Here is a 20216-nt window from a genome sequence, read left to right as displayed (position 1 = left end):
TTATGCCTCACCCAGGTAAGCGCGGATCACGTCCGGGTTGTTGCGGATCTCTTCCGGCGTGCCGTTCGCCAGCGGCGTCCCCTGGTTCACCACGTAAATACGATCCGAAATGCCCATCACCAGCTTCATATCATGCTCAATCAGCAGGATGGTGGTGTCGTGATGGTTACGCAGCTCGACAATCAACTCATCCAGCTCTTTGGTCTCTTTCGGATTAAGCCCTGCCGCCGGTTCATCGAGCATCAGGATCTCCGGCTGGGTTACCATGCAGCGGATAATCTCCAGACGACGCTGATCGCCGTAAGCGAGGTTGCTTGCCTGGCGGTTAGCATGCTGGAGCAGGCCGATACGATCGAGCCAGGTGGCGGCGCGATCTAATGCTTCGTCCTGGGCACGGCGAAACGCCGGGGTTTTCAGCAGGCCGGAGAAGAGCCCGGTTTTTAACTGCTGATGCTGGGCTACCAGCAGGTTTTCAATCACCGTCATCTCGCGGAACAGACGCACGTGCTGGAAGGTACGCACCACGCCCATGCGGGCAATCTGCTGGCCCGGCAGCCCTTCCAGGTGCTGGTCGCGCAGCATGATGGTGCCGCCCGTCGGCTTGTAGAAACCGGTCAGGCAGTTAAAGACTGTAGTCTTACCGGCACCGTTCGGGCCGATCAGCGACACAATCTCTTTTTGATGCAGATCCAAAGAGACATTGTTGACCGCCAGCAGGCCGCCAAAACGCATCATCAGGCCGTTAACGGATAATAATGGCTGACTCATGCCTGCTCTCCTTTTGTCTGCCCGTTCTTCAGCTTCAGCTGCGGACGGGTCATCGGCAGCAGACCCTGCGGACGCCAGATCATCATCAGCACCATCAAACCACCCAGCATCAGCATGCTGTATTCGTTAAAGTCGCGCATCAATTCACGGGAGACCACCAGCAGGATGGCCGCGAGAATTACCGCGAACTGCGAGCCCATCCCGCCCAGCACCACAATCGCCAGCACGAAGGCGGATTCCGCAAAGGTGAACGATTCCGGGCTGACGAAGCCCTGACGCGCGGCAAACAGCGTTCCGGCAAAACCGGCAAACGCGGCGCTGATGGTAAAGGCAGTCAGCTTGATGCGGGTCGGGTTCAGGCCCAGGGAGCGGCAGGCGATCTCATCTTCACGCAGCGCTTCCCATGCACGCCCCAGCGGCATACGCAGCAGACGGTTAATCACGAACAGGGTGAGCACCACCAGCAGCAGCGCCACCAGATAGAGCCAGATCACGCGGTCGGACGGGTCGTACTTCACGCCGAAGAAGTTGCTGAAGGTGTCCCAGCCGCCTTCACGGGCGGAACGGCTGAACTCCAGGCCGAAGAAGGTCGGTTTCGGGATCTGGCTGATGCCGTTCGGGCCGCCGGTCACTTCGGTATTGTTGAGCAGCAAGATACGGACGATTTCGCCGAAGCCCAGCGTCACAATCGCCAGATAGTCACCACGCAGGCGCAGCACCGGGAAGCCAAGCAGGAAACCGGCGGCAGCAGAGACCAGCCCCGCCAGCGGCAGACAGGTCCAGAAGCCGAGGCCGTAATAGTGGTTCAGCAGGGCGAAGGTGTAAGCGCCGATGGCGTAGAAACCACCGTAGCCCAATACCAGCAGGCCTGACAGCCCCACCACCACGTTCAGGCCGAGGCCGAGGATCACATAAATCATGGTCAGGGTGGCGATATCCACCGTCCCGCGCGAGACCACGAAGGGCCACGCCACGGCCGCCACCAGCAGCGCGACCAGGAACAGCTTCTGTTTAACGGTTGAGCCGTCGATAGCCGGCAGGACAAACTTCGGCCCGGAGACGCTTTTCAACGTCTTCTGGAAAACCGGACGCAGCAGCTGGAAGAAGAAGACCACCGCGGTGCCAACAAAGACCCACTGCCAGCGGATATCCGACGCGGAATCCACCACCAGCTTAGTGCCGCTCAGCTCCAGCTGAACGCCCATAAAGACCGCCGCCAGCACGAAGAACATCGCCGCAGAGAGCAGTGCCATAGCAAAATGCATCGGTTTCATACTTTCTCTACCTCCGGACGACCCAGAATACCGGTAGGCATGACCAGCAGAACCAGAATCAGCAGGGCAAACGACACCACATCTTTATATTCGGTACTCAGATAGGCCGAGGAGAGCGCTTCGGCCACGCCCAGAATCAGGCCGCCGATCATCGCGCCCGGAATACTGCCGATACCGCCCAGTACCGCCGCGGTGAAGGCTTTCATCCCGGCCATAAAGCCGATGTACGGGTTGATCACGCCGTAGAACTGGCCGAGCAGCACACCCGCTACCGCCGCCATCGCCGCACCAATCACGAAGGTCAGGGCAATCACGCGGTCGGTGTTGATACCGAGCAGGCTCGCCATTTTCAGGTCTTCGGCACAGGCGCGGCAGGCGCGGCCCATGCGGGAGTAACGGATAAACAGCGTCAGGGCCAGCATCGCAATAAAGGTTACAACCCAGATCACCAGCTGCATGGTGGTGATGGAGGCGGAGAAGTTCTCGCTGGCACCGACAATCCACTGACCGTTAAACAGGCTTGGCAGTGCCACGTCGCGCGACCCTTCGGTGAGGCTGACGTAGTTTTGCAGGAAGATGGACATACCAATCGCGGAGATCAGCGCAATCAGACGCTTGGAGCTACGCACCGGGCGATAGGCCACCCGTTCGATACTCCAGCCGTAGGCGCTGGCAATGACAATCGCCCCGACAAATCCGGCGGCCACCAGCAGCCAGCTGCTGTCGATGCCCATCATCATCAGCGCGGCGATAATCATAAAGGAGACATAGCTGCCGATCATATAGACCTCGCCGTGGGCGAAGTTGATCATGCCGATAATGCCGTACACCATCGTGTAGCCGATGGCGATCAGTGCATAGGTGCTTCCCAGCGTGACGCCGTTAAACATCTGCTGCAGAAAATAGAGAAACTGCTCGGACATAAGGTAACCTTTCTATTCCCGCCCGGTCCTGCCGGGCGGTGGGATAATTATTTGGCGGCCGAGGATGAACCGTCGGCGTGCCACTTAAAGACACCAAACTCAAATCCCTTCAGATCGCCTTTCTCATCCCAGTTCAGCGGCCCTATCACGGTGTTAGCCCCGTGTGCTTTTAAATCTTTAATCAGATCCTGCGGCGCTTTGCTGCCGGTACGATCCATGGCGGTAGCCAGAGACTGTACGGCGGCATAGGTGATCCAGACGTACGGACCACTCGCGTCTTTCTTCTCGGCTTTCAGCGCGTTAACGATAGCGCTGTTCGCCGGATCCTGGTCATAGCGTTTTGGCATCGTCACCAGCATGCCTTCGCCCGCATCGCCTGTAATGTTCGACAGGGAGGCGTTACCTACCCCTTCCGGCCCCATAAACTGGGTTTTCAGGCCGATTGCGCGCGCCTGGCGCAGCATCTGCCCCATTTCCGGGTAGTACCCGCCGTAGTAGACGAAATCGATGTTCTCTTTTTGCAGACGCGCCAGCAGTGCGGAGAAGTCTTTTTCGCCTGCGGTGATGCCGTCAAAGAAGACCACGTTGGCACCACCTTTTTTCAGGCCATCCTGTACAGAGCGGGCCAGCCCTTCGCCGTACTGCTGCTTATCATGGATGATGGCGATACGCTGCGGCTTCACGCTCTCAAGAATGTACTTCGCCGCGGTCGGCCCCTGTGAAGAGTCGAGCCCTGCGGTACGCATGATGTACTGATAGCCGCGCTGGGTCAGTTCAGGGTTAGTGGCGCCAGGCGTGATCATCAGAATGCCTTCATCCTCGTAGATATCGGACGCAGGCTGGGTGGAGGAGGAACAGAGATGGCCAATCACATACTGAATGCCATCGTTCACAATTTTGTTGGCAACGGCCACGGCCTGTTTCGGGTCGCAGGCATCGTCATATTCCACACCGACCAGTTTGTCGCCTTTTATGCCGCCTTTGGCGTTGATGTCTTTAATTGCCTGGCGCGCGCCGTTGAACTCCATATCACCCCACTGGGCAACCGGACCGGACAATGCACCTACCACCGCAACTTTAATATCCTCCGCCATGGCCGCCTGCGAAACTGCCAGTGCAACCATTCCCGCGATCAATGTTTTCGCGTTCCTTTTCATTGGTGAATCCCCATTCGTGACGTGATGTATATATTTTGTTTTATTATGGTTAAAAAGCATTCTGTACTTTTATTAAACAACGCAACTTTTGCTATTGCCTTTAATGGTTTAGCACAGTTTTTTCACAAAAATCAGAGTAAAATCTCTATATTTCAGGTGATTAAGCAAAGATAATATTCTGAAATCAGGCAGAGATAAACAACTAAAAGTAGAGTTTGCAGCATAAAATAACGGTACAAAGAGCGGAATAAAACGCTGCCTTTTAGGTTAATATTCTGCTTATTTTTCGATCCCTACGTTTTATGGCTGTACATTTGGCTGCCAAAAAAGTAATCACCTAAAGAATGGATTGAAAAAGGAGAAGCCGTCAGCAGGATAAATTGAGTACACTGCCTGTACTTTTTTTACGTGGATAAGCTGCTAATGAAACTGACTATCGTTCGTCTGGTGACCTTTAGCGACCAGGATCGTATCGATCTTGGCAAAATCTGGCCGGAATACTCCCCCGCCTCCCTCACCGTTGATGATACCCATCGAATTTATGCTGCGCGCTTTAACGAGCGTCTGTTAGGCGCGGTGCGCGTCACGCTGAGCGGGACGGAAGGCGCGCTGGACTCCCTGCGCGTGCGTGAAGTCACGCGTCGTCGCGGCGTAGGGCAATATCTGGTTGAAGAGGTGATGCGCGATAACCCGAGCGTGGCCTCGTGGTGGATGGCGGACGTGGGCGTCGAAGACCGCGGCGTGATGGCGGCCTTTATGCAGGCGCTGGGGTTTGTGGCGCAGCAGGACGGATGGGTCCACCACGGGCAGGAATAAGCCTGCGACTTAATTGTATTTAATAAACTCGGTGGCGAATTTAAACCGGTTATAGCGGTGAGTGGCGACCGAGTATTCAAACAGTTTGCCGTTATCTAAATAGGCGGTCTGCTCAACGTAGATAACCACCTCCGGCTCTGCCAGCTGCAATAGCTGGCTTTGCTGTTCATCTGCTATGGAGGCGGTGATCATCATGTGGCTGCTGTGGATCTGGTAGCCCAGCGCGTCGGTAATATAGCTGTATATGGAGTCCGCCACGTTGGCATAATTGAGGCCAGGAATAACGTTCACCGGCATAAAGGTTTTTTCGATAATGGCCGGCTCGTCGTTAATAACCCTGACGCGAAGGATCGAATAGACCATCTCATCGCCGCCAAGCTGGAGCTTTTCCTGCACGTCGGCCGGGGCGGGAATGGCGGAAAAAGCAATTACTCGCGTTGTTATTGTCTCGCCTGATTCATCACAGCGCGCTTTGGTGCCCTTCAGATGGCTATTAATTGACGAGGTATTAAACGGTAATTTAACAAAAGAGCCGAGACCTCTTTTTCTGACGACCAGCCCCTCTTTAACCAGAATATCCAGCGCCTTGGTAATAGTCAGTTCGCTACAATCAAAAAGCAGCGCGAATTTCTTTCCTTCCGGCAGCTGGCTATTCTGTGCGTAGTAGCCAGAAAGTATTCTTTTTTTAATCTCTTTATATATAGCAAGATACTTCGGCATTCTGACCACAATACAGACCTATAAACATAGGCCTGTTATACTATAAATACAGGCAGATAGAAATCTCAACGCATTATAGATGAGGCCATCCGAACCCAGGTGTGCCTTTTTCCGCGTACGGCAATCGACAGGCGGTAAATCGCTTCCGGGTCGGCTATTCCCGCGCAGCCAGCATCCCCAAAGCTATGGATGTCGCTGCCGCAGCGCTTGCTGGCAAGACCTATCTGGCTCACCGTTGCGCCGTCTGCCCCCTCCTGACTGGTGCTGATGGTAGTAATAGCCAGGGCACCCGCCAGGTGTACGGCATCAACGATCGCGCTCACCTCCCCTTCACGGCTCCCCTGACAGGTTCCTGGTGCGGGGATCACCACCGCGTGGGCGCCCGCCGTCGCGTACTCCGCATATTCCGCCGCCGCCATCAGCCCCCGGGCGCTGAACTTCGCCACCATGATAAAGCCGGGGAAGTGCGCCTTCGCAAGGCTTATCGCCTGAAGCATGCTGTGCCGATCCACCTCCGGTTTATTGTAGCCGGTCAGGCAGAGGAAATCCGCCCCCTGCACCTGTTCAAGCGCGTGCCGCGACAGGCTGCGCGGGTTATCGGCGTCGTTTTCGGGAGTCACCTCAAGGCTGACGCCCACCAGCCTGCCGGTAAGGGCTTTGACCTGCTCAACTCCCCCCGCCACGGGCGCTCCGGCAACCGCATGGGTGGCGGTATTGTATCCCTTGAGCAGAACCATATCGGCACCGAACGCCGCCACCAGCTCGGCATTGGTGACATCCGGGTAGAGCGGCGGGGTTTCCGCCGCCACTTCGGCGAGCACGACCCGCCCCTCAGAGGCGCGAATGGCCGCCACTAACGCCGCCGCATCAGGCTGGCGCTGAAAATCGGACGCCCGACAATTTAATATCCGTTTCATAGTATTAATCCAAATCGATCACGAAAGGCGTGGCGCGGCTAAAACCGCCCTCAAGTATTTCCAGGTTGGTCAACATATCCTGCTCGCTGACGTAATTGGCGGCCCCGTTCATTATGGTGTCGTAGAGTGCGTCATACACCCGGCCATAATCGCCGCGCACCGCAGGCACCTCGCGCTTAACCGTCTGCTGCTCCTCATTCAGATATTCAATAATGCCCGGCTGGTTATTGGCGCAAAATGTCGGGTGGTCCGGCATGATATTCTCTTTCAGGTAACTCTCCTGACGGTCGATCTGCATCTGAATAAAGGAGCCGCGGGTGCCGTGAACGATAAACCGCGGATAGGGCGTCATCACCAGGTGGCTGGTTTTAATGATCGCCTTCAGGTCGTCGTAATAGAGCTGGGCTTCAAAGGTATCGTCGGGATTTTGCTTCAGCCGCAGACTGCGGATGTCATAGGCTACCTGGCGCGGCCGGCCAAACAGCGCCAGCATCTGGTCGAGGGTGTGGATCCCAAGGCCATAAAATGCGCCGTTGAAGGGGTGGTTAACCTGCGGCTGCGCCTCAGGGCGGAAATAGTCGAAGTGGCTCTCAATTTCCACGATATCCCCGAGCAGGCCGCTCTTAATCACCTGCTGCACGGTCAGGAAACAGGAGTCGAAGCGGCGGTTCTGAAACGGCGTGACGGTGACGCCGTGCTGCTTCGCCAGCGCCAGCAGCGTCTTCGCCTCGTCCAGCGTGGTAGTAAACGGCTTCTCGACCATGACGTTTTTGCCGTGCTCGATACAGGCCTTTGCCCAGGAATAGTGGCTGTCCGGGTGGGTGCAGATAACCACCAGGCTGATGGTGTCATCCGTAAGGATCTCGTTAACGTCACGGGTAAAAGTAATTCTGCGGTATTGCGGCCGGGACTCAATCTCCGGCTTAGCGACAATATCGTAAATCGTCTTCACTCGATATTTATCGTTGCGGATCAGGACGTAGGGCAAATGGTAGCGGGTAGCACTTTTACCAAAGCCAATAAATGCGCAATTAATCATATAACTTCCTTATTTTAACAACGTGACGGCATGCTCAATGAGCGCCTGACCATTCATATTTGAAAAATGCTGCGGGTTAACCCGCGCCACGCGGCAGCGATCTCCTGCCGTTTCCCGAACGTTGCTTTCCATATAGGTAAGCTGCGGCGAGAGGAGTATCAGGTCAGCTTTTTGCACGGTTTCTTCGAGGTTGCCGATATGGGTGGCGCTAATCGACGCGGTACAGTGGATACTCTCTGCATATTGCCGCATCTTTTTTGCCACCAGCGAGGTGGACATGCCCTCGTTACACATCAGCACGATGGTTTTATCGTCCAGCGGGTGGGCCTCGCCCTCGCGCAGCGGCTGCGCGATTGCCGGTTCTGGCTCAGGAGCTGTTGGCGGCGTCGTGGCGATGGTCTCAATGACCCGCTGCGCTTTTTTCGCGCTGATTGAGCGCTCATAGGCCAGCAGGAAGGGAAGGTAAATCACGACCCCAACGCCAATCAGGATAATTTGCAGCACCACGTTGCGCAGATCGCCTCCCGATCCCAGCCAGCCGGAGAGCAAAGGCGGTACCGACCAGGGTACGTAGGCGACAATATGCGATACCCAGCCCCAGGCGGTGGCGTAATAGGCGATGATAAAATTTATCTGCGGGTAGAAAATAAACGGGATCATCATCAGCGGGTTGAGGATCACCGGCAGGCCAAAAATCACCGGCTCGTTGATATTAAACACTCCAGGAGCAATCACCGTTCTGGCGAACTTTTTATGGCTGCTCATGCGGCTGCGCAGCAGGATCGCCAGCAGCAGCGCCAGCGTTGAACCCGTTCCGCCCATGTGACCATACAGGTCGCGAAACGGCAGCACGATAATGTGCGGCGGCTGTAGGCCAGCGGCGAAGGCGGCCATGTTCTCCTGCATGGCGACCAGCAGCGGCGGCTCCAGCACCGGGTTGATAATACCCGAGGGGTGAATACCCAGCGAAAAGAGCAAGTTCGTCAGGGTGGTTAAGGTAATAAAGCCCGGCAGGCTGGTGGTCAGATGGACCAGCGGCTTTTGCACCAGGGTCTGGATCAGCGCAAACAGCTCGGTATGCGTCAGGCTGGTAATGGCAAAGGTGGCGACGGAGAAGAAAGCCACGGTGATCATGATGGCAGACAGGGCGTTAAACGACTGCTGCACCATAGGAGGCACCTCCTCCCCCAGCGAGATCCGCAGCGCCGGGGAGCTGGAGATCTTCAGAAAAATGCTGGTAGAGAGAAAGGCGCACAGAATCGCCAGAAATACCCCACCCGCGTTGGTCTGCGCGTAGGGCACCACGCCCGTCACACTCACCGTCTCGCCGGTGGCAGCGGTAACGGAGGCGGTAACCGGCATCAGCACAAAAAAGCAGGCCAGCGAAACCATCGCGGCAATGATCGGGCTTTCGAACTTACGCTTGCTGGCCAGCGAATAGGCCACCAGCACCGCCAGCATAATGGACAAAATGTTCATGGTGCCGTTGAGCGCCCGCTCGCCGATACCCCGCCACTGCACCATGGTGTCGGCAGAGAGCACGTGGCGCATAAAGCCGTTGGTATCGAGAAAGACGTAGTTGACCATAATAAAAAGCCCGGCCAACACTAAAAACGGGATAGCGATAATAAAGCTGTCGCGCAGGCTGCGCAGATGCACCTGGCCAGCCAGTTTTTGCGAAAAACCGGCAATCGTATCTAAAACCGTCATGATGTGCCTTCCGCTCTGTTCTGGTGGACCTTTTTCGCCTCGGCTAACAGACGCTGCACCTGATCATTATCCTGTCGTTTCGCCGCCTGAAGCGCAGCGAAAGCCAGGCTGTTGCAGCTGCCAGCATGGGTCATTAGCCCCGTAATCATTCCTTCGTAATTTTCTGGCATAGGTATTCTCCCTTTATGCAAAACCCCTGTTTTTGTGCAGAGCGGCAATAAGTTATTCGCGGCTAAATGCCATTTGGGCGCAGGCGAGCCAAACGCTATCGGCAAAGCGATATTGCCTATTATCCTCAGCAATTATTTATCGTCGTAATAAGCGGCAAATATAAGGCTTTAGCAGAGATAATATTTAAAGCGCAATTGCACGCCGTAGCGGTCGTCGGAATCATTGCCGTCGCGCTGCAGGTTATATACATCGCGTTCTATTAACGAGCTGTATATATCAAAATAAATTTTTAAAGTTATCCATATCTAAAACGTTATCCATCAGCCTGCAATAGCGACATATTAAAACTATATAGTTTTAAAAAATAAGGTATATGATCACATTTTATGAGATTAGAAAAAGGGAATAGCAGCGAGCGCTAAACGGCGGGGATGATGCCAGAGGAGAGAATTCGAGAAGATAAGAAAAGGGCGAGCGTTTCATCGCTCGCCCTGAGGATTATTTGGCGTCGGTCGCCGTGCCGTTGGCATGCCAGTCAAACACGCCGAATTCAAAGCCTTTCAGGTCGCCTTTCTCATCCCAGGAGAGCGGCCCCATTACGGTTTCAACGGAGTTCGCTTTCAGCCAGGTAGCGATGTCAGCCGGTTCAGCGGACTGATTCAGGCCCGCCTGCAGGGTTTGCAGCGCCGCGTAGGTGGTCCAGACGAAGGCTCCGCTTGGATCCTGTTTCTTCGCCTTGATGGCGTCTACGATCGGTTTGTTGGCAGGAACCTGGTCGTAGTTCTTCGGCTTGGTCACCAGCAGGCCTTCCGCAGATTCACCGGCGATGTTAGACAGGGAGACGTTCGCCACCCCTTCCGGACCCATGAACTGCGTTTTCAGACCGGCAGCGCGAGACTGACGCAGGATCTGGCCCATCTCCGGGTGATAACCCCCGTAGTAAACGAAATCGATGTTCTCTTTCTTCAGGCGCGCCACCAGAGTAGAGAAATCTTTCTCACCGGCAGTGATACCGTCGAAGAAGACCACGTTAGCGTTCGCTTTTTTCAGGTTGTCCTGCACGGAACGCGCCAGGCCTTCACCGTACTGCTGCTTGTCATGAACAATGGCGATACGCTTCGGCTTCACTTTCTCAACGATATATTTCGCTGCGGTTGGGCCCTGGTCAGAGTCCAGCCCGGTGGTACGCATGACCATCTTATAGCCACGGGAGGTCAGCTCTGGCGCGGTAGCCGCTGGGGTGATCATCAGAATGCCTTCGTCTTCGTAGATGTCAGACGCGGGCTGCGTGGAAGAGGAGCAGAGGTGGCCGATAACGTATTTGATGCCGTCATTCACCACTTTGTTGGCAACCGCAACCGCTTGTTTCGGGTCGCAGGCATCATCATATTTTACGATCTGCAGTTTTTCGCCTTTGATGCCGCCCTTGGCATTAATGTCGGCAACCGCCTGCTCTGCACCTGTGAACTCCTGATCGCCGTACTGGGCTACCGGACCGGACATTGCGCCGACAACGGCCACTTTGATATCAGCCTGAGCGGTGCCGAAAGCCAACGCGATACATCCTGCCAGTAAGGCTTTACCCTTCATATTCATCCTGAGAATCCCCATTGTGATGGTTATTGTGTTTGTTGTGATGTTGTTTTTTAGCGCTTTATTTCAATTATGCGTCTGCCGTGCGCGCCTTTTCAGCATACTCTGCTAAAACATACCCCATTTTTATCGAATTGGAATAGCTATTTTGTAATGTATATAAGGTAAGCGAGGCTTTAACGAGTCAGCACACGGCGTCAGGTAACTGTTTGCCAGGAGGGGAGTATTTGCCAGTACGGGCGCTAAAAAAACAAAACCCCCGAATTTGCATTCGAGGGTTATCGGGGAGCTTCGCGGGGATTACGCTTCGATAGCGGCGCGAAGTTTTTTCATGGCGTTCTTTTCCAGCTGACGCACACGTTCAGCGGAGACACCATAGCGGTCGGCCAGCTCCTGCAGGGTGGACTTGTTGTCTTCGTCCAGCCAGCGGGCACGGATGATATCCTGGCTACGCTCGTCGAGGCCTTCCATTGCATAGGTCAGCTTGTTAGCGGCCTGCTCTTCCCAGTTATCATCTTCAATGCCGTCGGCAAAGTTAGATGACTTATCCTGCAGATAGAGGACCGGGGCCATCGGCTGGCTGTCGGACGCATCGTCGTCAGAGGACATATCAAAGGTCATGTCCTGCGCGGCCATTCGCGATTCCATCTCACGCACATCTTTGCTGGACACACCCAGCTCGCGCGCAACCATTTCCACTTCGTCCTGGTTGAACCAGCCCAGACGCTGCTTGGTTTTACGCAGGTTAAAGAACAGTTTACGCTGTGCTTTGGTGGTGGCGACCTTCACGATACGCCAGTTACGCAGCACGTATTCGTGGATTTCCGCTTTGATCCAGTGCACAGCAAAGGAGACCAGACGCACACCCACTTCCGGGTTGAAGCGACGCACCGCCTTCATCAGGCCAATGTTACCTTCCTGGATCAGGTCTGCCTGCGGCAGGCCGTAGCCCGCGTAATTACGAGCAACGTGAACAACAAAGCGCAGGTGAGACAGGATCAGCGTCTTAGCTGCTTCCAGATCGCCCTGGTAATGCAGCTTTTCAGCAAGCTCCTTTTCTTCCTCGGCCGTCAACATCGGCCAGGTGTTAGCGGCCCGGATGTAAGATTCCAGGTTACCAACAGGGGCTAAAGCTAAAGTTTGCATTTCTTTGGTCATTCATTCCTCTCAATCAATTTTTCTGGCGGCGGTTTGTCCCCATCAGGCAACGAACATGCCAGAATTAATGAGCAACGAGAATATCACTCACTCTTTTATCAGACAGTGATTTTATCCACAAGTTCCGAGTGAAACTGTGAATAAATTACGCACAAAATGTGACATGAAGATGATGATGCGGGTCAGAGTCAACGAAAGGCTCTTTCCCTGCGCGGTGATTCTCAATGCAGGGAAAGATTATACCAGAGATTTTTTAGTCAGGGGTAAAGTGACGTAAATGTTGCACGGTTGCTAACCAGGCCGCTATCCAGCCGATCATCGAGCAAACCAGCAGCAATAACAGGCACTCGTCGAAGGATAAGCCACTGATATTAAACTTAGTTCCAAAAACCTGCGCTACTTCGGTTACCGCGGCGGAAAGCCGCATCACCAAAATTTCTGACAAAATCAGTGAAAGAAATGCACCGGCAAAACCGAGCAGTGCGCCGCCATACAGGAACGGACGCAGGATGAAGCCGTCGGTGGCGCCGATCAGCTTCTGCACGTTAATGGTGTCGCGACGGGCAAAGATGCTCAGGCGCACGCTGTTGCCGATAACGAGGAACACCGCCGCTACCATCAACACGCCGATCATCGCCGCAACGCGCCCGACCAGGCCAGTCAGCGCCGTCAGACGGGCGAACCAGCTGTCGTCCATCCGCACTTCATCAATGCCGTGAATGCGGGAGACGCGATCGCGCAGGGTGTTCAGCGACTCGGTGCCCTGGAAATCGAGTTTTGGGATCACCACCGCCACCGCTGGCAGAGGGTTCTCTTCCAGCATATCCAGCGCGCCGCCAAACCCGGACCAGTTACGGAATTCGCCCAACGCGTCTTCCCGCGACAGGTAGTTCACCTTCTCAACCCCCTGCTCGGCCTGCAGCTGACCCACAACCTGGGCAGCGGCGTTATCGTCGAGGGACTTATCGAGATAAACGGTGATCTGCGGAGAAGGATAGTACTGCGACGCCGCCTGATTAACGTTTTTGTAGACCATGTAGCAGACGCTGGGCAGGGTCAGGGAGATGGCGATCACCATGACTGTCAGGAAGGTGGCAAACGGTTTGCTTTTCAGATCCTGCAGCGCGCCCTGGAAGGCGTAACGCACCTGCTCGTTAAACACGTTGGTTTTGCGCGAGTTGGGTCTTGGCGCGGATTTGCTGCGCTTCGGCGCATTGCGGTTGCCCTCTCCCGGGCCGCCTGCCGATTTACGGAAACGGTCAAGTTTGCTGCCAAACTGCCGCATCTGGTTCATTGCGTCACGCTTATTCACCGAGGCCTCCGTGCAAATGACCGTCGCTGAGCGTCAGCATGCGGTACGAACGACGGGCGATCAGCCCCATGTCGTGCGTCGCCATCAGTACTGTCACCCCCACGCGGTTAAACTCCTCAAACAGACGCAGGATCCCTTCGGAAAGGGCGTCGTCCAGGTTACCGGTCGGTTCATCCGCCAGCAGCACCGCCGGTTTGTTCACCACCGCGCGGGCAATGCCCACGCGCTGCTGTTCACCGCCGGAGAGCTGGATAGGGAAGTTCTTCGCTTTGTCCAGCAGCCCGACCTTATCCAGCGCCGCCGACACGCGACGACGAATATCATCCCCGCTGGCGCCCGCGATAATCAGCGGGATCGCCACGTTGTCGAAGACCGTGCGGTCCATCAGCAGATGGTGATCCTGGAAAATCATGCCGATCTGCCGACGCAGAAACGGCACTTCGCGGTTTTTCAGGCGGCTGATGTCGTGGCCGCTGAACCAGATTTTCCCGGCGCTTGGCCGTTCGATCCCACAGATAAGCTTGAGCAGGGTACTTTTCCCCGCGCCGGAGTGGCCGGTCAGAAATGCCATCTCGCCCGGCTGCAGGTGGAATGTCACTCCCTGCAGCGCTTGTCTCCCACCGAGATAGGCCTTGCTGACGTGTTCAAAGCGAATCATTGTTAATCCTCTCGGGCAAAAAGTGCCTCAATAAAGTCGCCCGATTTAAACGGACGTAAATCTTCGATACGTTCGCCAACACCGATGTAGCGGATAGGAATACCAAATTGATCCGCTACCGAGAAGATCACCCCGCCTTTCGCGGTGCCATCCAGCTTGGTCAGCGTGATCCCGGTCAGCCCTACCGCTTCATGGAACAGCTTCGCCTGACTGATGGCGTTCTGTCCGGTGCTGGCATCAATAGTCAGCATAATTTCATGCGGTGCATCTTCGTCCAGCTTTTTCATCACGCGGACGATCTTCTTCAGCTCTTCCATCAGGTGCGATTTATTCTGCAGACGCCCTGCGGTATCGGCAATCAGGACATCGATATTGCGCGCTTTCGCCGCCTGAATCGCATCGAAAATCACCGATGCGGAGTCTGCGCCGGTGTGCTGGGCAATCACCGGAATATTGTTGCGCTGGCCCCACACCTGCAGCTGCTCAACGGCGGCAGCACGGAAGGTATCCCCCGCGGCCAGCATCACCGATTTACCCTGCTGTTCAAACTGACGCGCCAGCTTGCCGATGGTGGTGGTTTTACCCACGCCGTTTACGCCAACCATCAGAATAACAAATGGCATTTTGCCTTCAATATTAAGCGGTTCGTCAACTTTTGCGAGGATTTCACCCATCTCTTCTTTCAGCAGGCCGTAGAGCGCTTCGGCGTCGCGCAGCTGTTTACGGCTGGCGCTCTCCGTCAGGCTGCTGATGATTTTGCGGGTAGTTTCCACACCAACGTCGGCAATCAGGAGCTGTTCTTCCAGCTCTTCAAAGAGATCATCGTCGATTTTTTTACCGCGGAACAGACTGATAAATCCGGAACCGAGGTTCTCTTTGGTTTTAATCAGGCTGCGTTTCAGGCGCGCGAAGAAACCTTCTTTGGTTGGTTTTTCCTGCTCCTGAACAATCTCTTCAACTGGCTCGTTCTCGTCGGCGACCGGGACAACCATCACCGCCTCTTCTGCCGCCTCAGCCGCCAGCGCCTGCGCTTCGAGCTCTTCGTCGCTGATCGTCTCTTCTTCGGTTTCTGGCAGATACTCTTCCGGAATCGCCTCTTTACTCTCTTCAGCGATCTCTTCCGGCAGCGGTAATTCTTCATGCTCGACAGCCTGCGGCGGGAGCTCCTCCGTGACCGGCTCGACAATCTCCTCGACCGCGACAGGTTCTGGCTCAACGGCGACAGGCTCCGGTTCAACCGGCTGCGGTTTTTCGCGCTCCTGAACCTGCTCCGTGACCTCAACCACCTCTTCAGCAAAGGCTTCGGTCTCTTGCGGGCTGTGGGTGCGCGTTTCTGCTTCTACGTCAGCGACGGTTTCAACAGGGGTTTCAGGCTGCGGCTGTTCAACCGCTGCGGGCTGTTCTGCGCTCTGTTGTTCTTCGTTCTGCTGCTCGGTTTCCTGCTCTTTTTGACCAAATCCCAGCCAGGAAAAGAAGCCACGTTTTTTCTCTTTTGCCATCTGCGACTACACCCCTCGCGGTTAATTACTGGCGCTATATACATGGAAGCTAAAAAAATGATGAAATAGTTTATCACTTAACTTAACGCACATCACCGCCTGCAAACGCAGGCCGTACGAGTGACCTGAGCAACAATATGAAGAAACCCAACCGTGCTGCCGCGGGCCAAATTCGCATTATCGGCGGCCAGTGGCGTGGCCGTAAACTTCCCGTCCCGGACAGCCCCGGCCTGCGCCCGACCACCGACCGCGTCCGTGAGACGCTGTTTAACTGGCTGGCACCTTCAATGGTAGATGCCCGTTGCCTGGACTGCTTCGCCGGAAGCGGCGCGCTCGGCCTTGAAGCCCTGTCACGCTACGCCGCCAGCACCACGCTGCTGGAGATGGATCGCAGTGTCGCCCAGCAGTTGCAGCAAAACCTGGTGACGCTGAAAGCGGCGCACGCCCGCGTCGTTAACACCAACACCCTCGCGTTTCTGGCCCAGGCGGGCACCCCGCACGATGTGGTATTTGTCGATCCGCCGTTTCGCAAAGGGCTGCTGGAAGAGACGCTGTCGCTGCTGGAAAACAACGGCTGGCTGGCGGATGATGCGCTAATCTACGTCGAGAGCGAGGTAGAAAACGGTTTACCGCCGGTGCCCGCCCACTGGGATCTGCACCGGGAGAAAGTGGCCGGACAGGTCGCCTATCGTCTTTATCACCGTCAATCACAAGGAGAGACTGATGCCGGTACTGATTAATTTGGGTCGTTTGCTGATGCTGGGGGTCTGGGCATTTTTGCTGCTTAACCTCGTCCACCCGTTCCCACGCCCGATGAACATTTTTGTTAACGTGGCGCTGATTTTTACCTCGTTTATGCATGCCCTGCAGATGGTGATGCTAAAAAACGGATTACCGAAAGACGGTCCGCAGATGACCGGCTGGCAGCAGGCCCGCGTCTTTATCTTCGGCGTGTTTGAGCTGCTGGTGTGGATGAAGAAGTTTAAGGCGCAGGCGAAGAAGTAACCTGCGGCCTTCTGCCCGGTGGCGCTGCGCTTACCGGGCCTACGTTTCGTGCGGGCTGGCTGACTACGGCGCCGGATCAAACCCCTCAAACCGTGACCCCTTGTAACGCAACGTTCCTTTATCCCCCACCGTCAGCTGATGGTACTGCTTCTCGTCGAGGCGAAAGGTCATCTCCAGACCGCCGCTTTCCGGCTTAAAGCTCGCTTCATAGCGCATGCTGGTGCCGGCAGGCGTAACCTGCTGCTGACGCGAGCGCCGGTCGTTGAGGGCTTTTTCCCGTTTATTGCTCACCACCACCCGCTTTTGCAGCAGCGGCGCGGCGTCGTTATCGGCCTTTTCCCGACGCTGCTGCACAAAGCGAAATGACGCGGCAACGACGATAATTGCCAGAACGATAATAAAAAAGAGCGGCATCTTGCTCATTAGACAATCCTTAAGACCAGGCTGAAATCAGGATAGCGTGCCACGCTGTGCATTGCTATTGGCCCGTCTGCACCACTACACTGAAGTGAAACTGTTTATTCAACAATAACAGATACAGGGACTTAATATGCTTTGGTCATTTATCGCTGTCTGTTTCTCCGCATGGCTGTATGTCGATGCGTCCTACCGCGGCCCTGCCTGGCAGCGCTGGCTGTTTAAACCCGTCACCTTACTGCTGCTCCTGTTGCTGGCCTGGCAGGCGCCAATGTTTAACGCCGTCAGCTACCTGGTGCTCGCCGGGCTCTGCGCGTCGCTGGTGGGCGATGCCCTGACCCTGCTGCCGCGCCAGCGCCTGCTCTATGCCGTGGGGGCATTCTTCTTATCGCATCTGCTCTATACCATCTATTTTGCCAGCCAGATGACGCTCTCCTTCTTCTGGCCACTGCCGCTGGCGCTGCTGGTCGTTGGCGCGGTGCTGATCGCGGTGGTCTGGACGCGTCTGGAGGAGATGCGCTGGCCAATCTGTACGTTTATCGCCATGACGCTGGTGATGGTGTGGCTGGCGGGCGAGCTGTGGTTCTTCCGTCCGACGGCCCCGGCGCTGTCGGCTTTCGTGGGGGCCACGCTCCTGCTGCTGAGCAATATTGTCTGGCTGGGTAGCCATTACCGTCGCCGTTTCCGCGCCGATAATGCCATTGCCGCCGCCTGCTATTTTGCCGGGCACTTCCTGATCGTGCGTTCGCTCTATATTTAACGCTTGACTCTGGAGTCGACTCCAGAGTGTATGCTGCGGTTAATGAGAAAATTATCATTGCCGGAGAGTGCCATGTCGACTCCAGAAACACCGAAAAAAGTGCCGCAGTTCGCGGCGCTTAAACTCGCCCCCCTTCCCGCAAAAGAGACCTGCTGTAGCGCGGATCACCCCCCACCGCAGGCCGAAACCGTGCTGCCTGTCGAGGGCGAGCGTTACAGCTGGGTGGTCAACGGCATGGACTGCGCCGCCTGCGCGCGCAAAGTGGAAAACGCCGTTCGCCAGGTGGCGGGGGTGAACCATGTCCAGGTGCTGTTTGCCACGCAAAAGCTGCTGGTTGATGCCGCAAGCAACGTCAGCGGCCAGGTCGAGGCCGCGGTGGTGAAGGCGGGCTACACGCTGCGTAATGAAAACGCGCCGGTCGAAAAATCCTCCATGCTGCGCGAAAACCTCCCGCTCCTCACGCTGATAGTGTTGATGGCCCTGAGCTGGGGTCTGGCGCAGTTTAACCCTCCCCTCGGCAATATCGCCTTTATCGCCACCACGCTGGTCGGGCTCTGGCCGGTGGCCCGTCAGGCGCTGCGTCTGATGAAAAGCGGCAGCTGGTTCGCCATTGAGACGCTGATGAGCGTGGCCGCCATCGGGGCGCTGTTTATCGGTGCCACGGCGGAAGCGGCGATGGTGCTGCTGCTGTTTTTAATCGGCGAGCGGCTGGAGGGCTGGGCGGCGAGCCGGGCGCGCAAAGGGGTGAGCGCGCTGATGGCGCTGAAACCAGAAACCGCCACGCAGATAATCAACGGCGAGCGCCAAACCGTGCCCATTGCCGGGCTGCGTCCGGGGGATGTGATCGAAGTCGCCGCCGGGGGCCGGCTGCCCGCCGACGGGACGCTGCTCACCGCCGCCGCCAGCTTTGACGAAAGCGCCCTCACCGGCGAGTCCATCCCGGTCGATCGCACCGCGGGCGAAAAGGTGCCGGCGGGAGCCACCAGCGTCGATCGTCTGGTCGAGCTGACGGTGCTGTCGGAGCCGGGCGAGAGCGCCATCGACCGCATCCTGAAGCTGATCGAAGAGGCGGAAGCGCGCCGCGCCCCGGTGGAGCGCTTTATCGACCGCTTCAGCCGCCTCTATACCCCGGTGATAATGCTCATCGCCCTGCTGGTTGCCGTAGTGCCACCGCTGCTGTTCAGCGCGCCCTGGGAGGGTTGGATCTACAAGGGGCTGACCCTGCTGCTGATTGGCTGTCCGTGCGCGCTGGTGATCTCGACGCCAGCGGCGATCACCTCCGGGCTGGCAGCCGCGGCGCGACGTGGCGCGTTGATTAAGGGTGGGGCAGCGCTGGAGCAGCTGGCGCAGGTGCAGCAGGTGGCCTTCGATAAAACCGGTACCCTGACGGTCGGCAAACCTCAGGTGACGGGCATTTATCCGCTCGACAGCGGCGAAAACGATCTGCTGGCGCTGGCGGCCGCGGTGGAGCAAGGCTCCACCCATCCGCTGGCGCAGGCGATAGTACGTGAAGCGCAGACTCGCGGGCTGGCTGTTCCGGCGGCTACCGCACAGCGGGCGCTGATGGGCTCCGGAATTGAAGCCGAGGTCGCGGGCAGTAAAGTGCTGATTTGCGCCGCGGATAAATTCCCTGCCCCGCACCTGGCGGCGCAAATCACTACCCTGGAGCAGGTCGGACAGACGGTGGTGATGGTGATCCAAGACGGTGCGGCAAAGGGGCTTATTACGCTGCGCGACACCCTGCGGGATGATGCGAAAGAGGCCGTGCAGGCGCTCCATCAACTGGGGATCAAAGGTGTGATTCTCACCGGGGATAACCCGCGTGCCGCCGCGGCCATTGCTGGCGAACTGGGGCTGGATTTCCGGGCGGGGCTGCTGCCCGCCGATAAAGTGCAGGCGGTGACGGCGCTGAATGACACCGCGCCGCTGGCGATGGTAGGAGACGGGATTAACGACGCCCCGGCGATGAAGGCGGCTACGATAGGGATTGCAATGGGTAGCGGCACCGATGTGGCGCTGGAGACCGCGGATGCGGCGCTCACCCATAACCGCCTGACCGGGCTGGCGCAGATGATAAGCCTCGCGCGCGCCACCCGCGCCAATATCCGGCAGAACATTACTATCGCGCTGGGGTTGAAGGGAATTTTCCTGGTGACCACCCTGCTGGGCATGACGGGATTATGGCTGGCGGTGCTGGCGGATACCGGGGCGACGGTACTGGTGACGGCCAACGCGCTGCGGTTATTGCGTCGTCGGTAAAAAAAAGCCCGGTGGCGGCTGCGCCTTACCGGGCCTGCGATTTTCCTGGCCGGGCAAGCG

20 protein-coding genes are annotated in these 20216 nt (G+C 56.7%); 5 read left to right on the top strand and 15 right to left on the bottom strand.

Features of this window, described 5'->3' with window-relative positions:
* The 4 genes from livG to livK are packed head-to-tail and all read right to left on the bottom strand — an operon-like array spanning window position 1 to window position 4122.
* A complete protein-coding gene (livG, locus tag DVA43_RS19515) occupies window positions 1–768 on the bottom strand; it encodes a high-affinity branched-chain amino acid ABC transporter ATP-binding protein LivG (RefSeq protein ID WP_039032512.1) in 768 nt (255 codons plus the stop codon).
* A complete protein-coding gene (gene livM / locus DVA43_RS19510; RefSeq protein WP_103177354.1) occupies window positions 765–2042 on the bottom strand; it encodes a branched chain amino acid ABC transporter permease LivM in 1278 nt (425 codons plus the stop codon). Before livM ends, livG begins: the two co-directional genes overlap by 4 nt.
* The gene (gene livH, locus DVA43_RS19505; protein WP_013099131.1) at window positions 2039–2965 is read right to left on the bottom strand and encodes a high-affinity branched-chain amino acid ABC transporter permease LivH; all 927 of its coding nucleotides are present in this window, start codon (window positions 2963–2965) and stop codon (window positions 2039–2041) included. Before livH ends, livM begins: the two co-directional genes overlap by 4 nt.
* A gap of 47 nt (window positions 2966–3012) precedes the next feature.
* Complete coding sequence (gene livK, locus DVA43_RS19500) at window positions 3013–4122, bottom strand: high-affinity branched-chain amino acid ABC transporter substrate-binding protein LivK (RefSeq protein ID WP_114316494.1); 1110 nt, start codon at window positions 4120–4122, stop codon at window positions 3013–3015.
* A 423-nt stretch (window positions 4123–4545) separates the two neighbouring features.
* Here livK and panM point away from each other — a divergent pair, with 423 nt between their 5' ends.
* A complete protein-coding gene (gene panM / locus DVA43_RS19495; RefSeq protein ID WP_103824769.1) occupies window positions 4546–4938 on the top strand; it encodes an aspartate 1-decarboxylase autocleavage activator PanM in 393 nt (130 codons plus the stop codon).
* A 9-nt stretch (window positions 4939–4947) separates the two neighbouring features.
* On the opposite strand, the gene DVA43_RS19490 is transcribed toward panM, so the two are convergent.
* The 10 genes from DVA43_RS19490 to ftsY form a co-directional block, all read right to left on the bottom strand.
* Window positions 4948–5658, bottom strand: coding sequence for a GntR family transcriptional regulator (locus DVA43_RS19490; protein ID WP_114316493.1), 711 nt, complete (start codon window positions 5656–5658; stop codon window positions 4948–4950).
* Window positions 5659–5723: 65 nt separating this feature from the next.
* Window positions 5724–6575, bottom strand: coding sequence for a hypothetical protein (locus DVA43_RS19485; RefSeq protein WP_114316492.1), 852 nt, complete (start codon window positions 6573–6575; stop codon window positions 5724–5726).
* Window positions 6576–6579: 4 nt separating this feature from the next.
* Window positions 6580–7614, bottom strand: coding sequence for an oxidoreductase (locus DVA43_RS19480; protein ID WP_114316491.1), 1035 nt, complete (start codon window positions 7612–7614; stop codon window positions 6580–6582).
* Between the two features lie 9 nt (window positions 7615–7623).
* The gene (locus DVA43_RS19475) at window positions 7624–9324 is read right to left on the bottom strand and encodes a PTS transporter subunit EIIC (protein WP_114316490.1); all 1701 of its coding nucleotides are present in this window, start codon (window positions 9322–9324) and stop codon (window positions 7624–7626) included.
* Window positions 9321–9494, bottom strand: a complete 174-nt coding sequence (locus DVA43_RS19470) for a PTS lactose/cellobiose transporter subunit IIA (protein WP_114316489.1) — start codon at window positions 9492–9494, stop codon at window positions 9321–9323. Before DVA43_RS19470 ends, DVA43_RS19475 begins: the two co-directional genes overlap by 4 nt.
* Before the next feature lie 499 nt (window positions 9495–9993).
* Entirely contained in the window at window positions 9994–11091 is a 1098-nt protein-coding gene (locus DVA43_RS19460; protein WP_103791337.1) for a branched-chain amino acid ABC transporter substrate-binding protein, read from the bottom strand.
* A 297-nt stretch (window positions 11092–11388) separates the two neighbouring features.
* Complete coding sequence (rpoH, locus tag DVA43_RS19455; protein WP_032614938.1) at window positions 11389–12246, bottom strand: RNA polymerase sigma factor RpoH; 858 nt, start codon at window positions 12244–12246, stop codon at window positions 11389–11391.
* A gap of 253 nt (window positions 12247–12499) precedes the next feature.
* Window positions 12500–13558, bottom strand: a complete 1059-nt coding sequence (ftsX, locus tag DVA43_RS19450; RefSeq protein ID WP_103177362.1) for a permease-like cell division protein FtsX — start codon at window positions 13556–13558, stop codon at window positions 12500–12502.
* Window positions 13551–14216: a cell division ATP-binding protein FtsE gene (ftsE, locus tag DVA43_RS19445; RefSeq protein WP_103177363.1), complete on the bottom strand. Its 666-nt coding sequence runs from the start codon at window positions 14214–14216 to the stop codon at window positions 13551–13553. The genes ftsX and ftsE overlap by 8 nt, the downstream gene beginning before the upstream one ends.
* Before the next feature lie 2 nt (window positions 14217–14218).
* A complete protein-coding gene (gene ftsY / locus DVA43_RS19440) occupies window positions 14219–15715 on the bottom strand; it encodes a signal recognition particle-docking protein FtsY (RefSeq protein WP_114316487.1) in 1497 nt (498 codons plus the stop codon).
* Window positions 15716–15852: 137 nt separating this feature from the next.
* On the opposite strand from ftsY, the gene rsmD reads away from it, so the two are divergent.
* On the top strand, window positions 15853–16455 hold the full coding sequence (gene rsmD / locus DVA43_RS19435) for a 16S rRNA (guanine(966)-N(2))-methyltransferase (RefSeq protein WP_114316486.1): 603 nt from the start codon (window positions 15853–15855) through the stop codon (window positions 16453–16455).
* Window positions 16439–16720 carry a DUF1145 family protein gene (locus tag DVA43_RS19430; RefSeq protein WP_103177366.1) on the top strand — a complete coding sequence of 94 codons (282 nt, stop codon included), beginning with the start codon at window positions 16439–16441 and terminating at the stop codon, window positions 16718–16720. Before rsmD ends, DVA43_RS19430 begins: the two co-directional genes overlap by 17 nt.
* 63 nt (window positions 16721–16783) lie before the next feature.
* Here DVA43_RS19430 and DVA43_RS19425 read toward each other — a convergent pair whose 3' ends face one another.
* Window positions 16784–17143 (bottom strand): DUF2500 domain-containing protein, encoded by a 360-nt coding sequence (locus tag DVA43_RS19425; protein WP_103177367.1) that lies wholly within the window; start codon window positions 17141–17143, stop codon window positions 16784–16786.
* Between the two features lie 127 nt (window positions 17144–17270).
* On the opposite strand from DVA43_RS19425, the gene DVA43_RS19420 reads away from it, so the two are divergent.
* Window positions 17271–17897 (top strand): lysoplasmalogenase, encoded by a 627-nt coding sequence (locus DVA43_RS19420; protein WP_114316485.1) that lies wholly within the window; start codon window positions 17271–17273, stop codon window positions 17895–17897.
* A 72-nt stretch (window positions 17898–17969) separates the two neighbouring features.
* On the top strand, window positions 17970–20156 hold the full coding sequence (zntA, locus tag DVA43_RS19415) for a Zn(II)/Cd(II)/Pb(II) translocating P-type ATPase ZntA (RefSeq protein WP_114316484.1): 2187 nt from the start codon (window positions 17970–17972) through the stop codon (window positions 20154–20156).
* The last annotated feature ends 60 nt before the right edge of the window (window positions 20157–20216 follow it).

The sequence above is a fragment of the Leclercia sp. W6 genome (assembly GCF_003336345.1).
Taxonomy (GTDB): Bacteria; Pseudomonadota; Gammaproteobacteria; order Enterobacterales; family Enterobacteriaceae; genus Enterobacter.
This window is presented reverse-complemented; position numbering and strand designations above follow the sequence as displayed.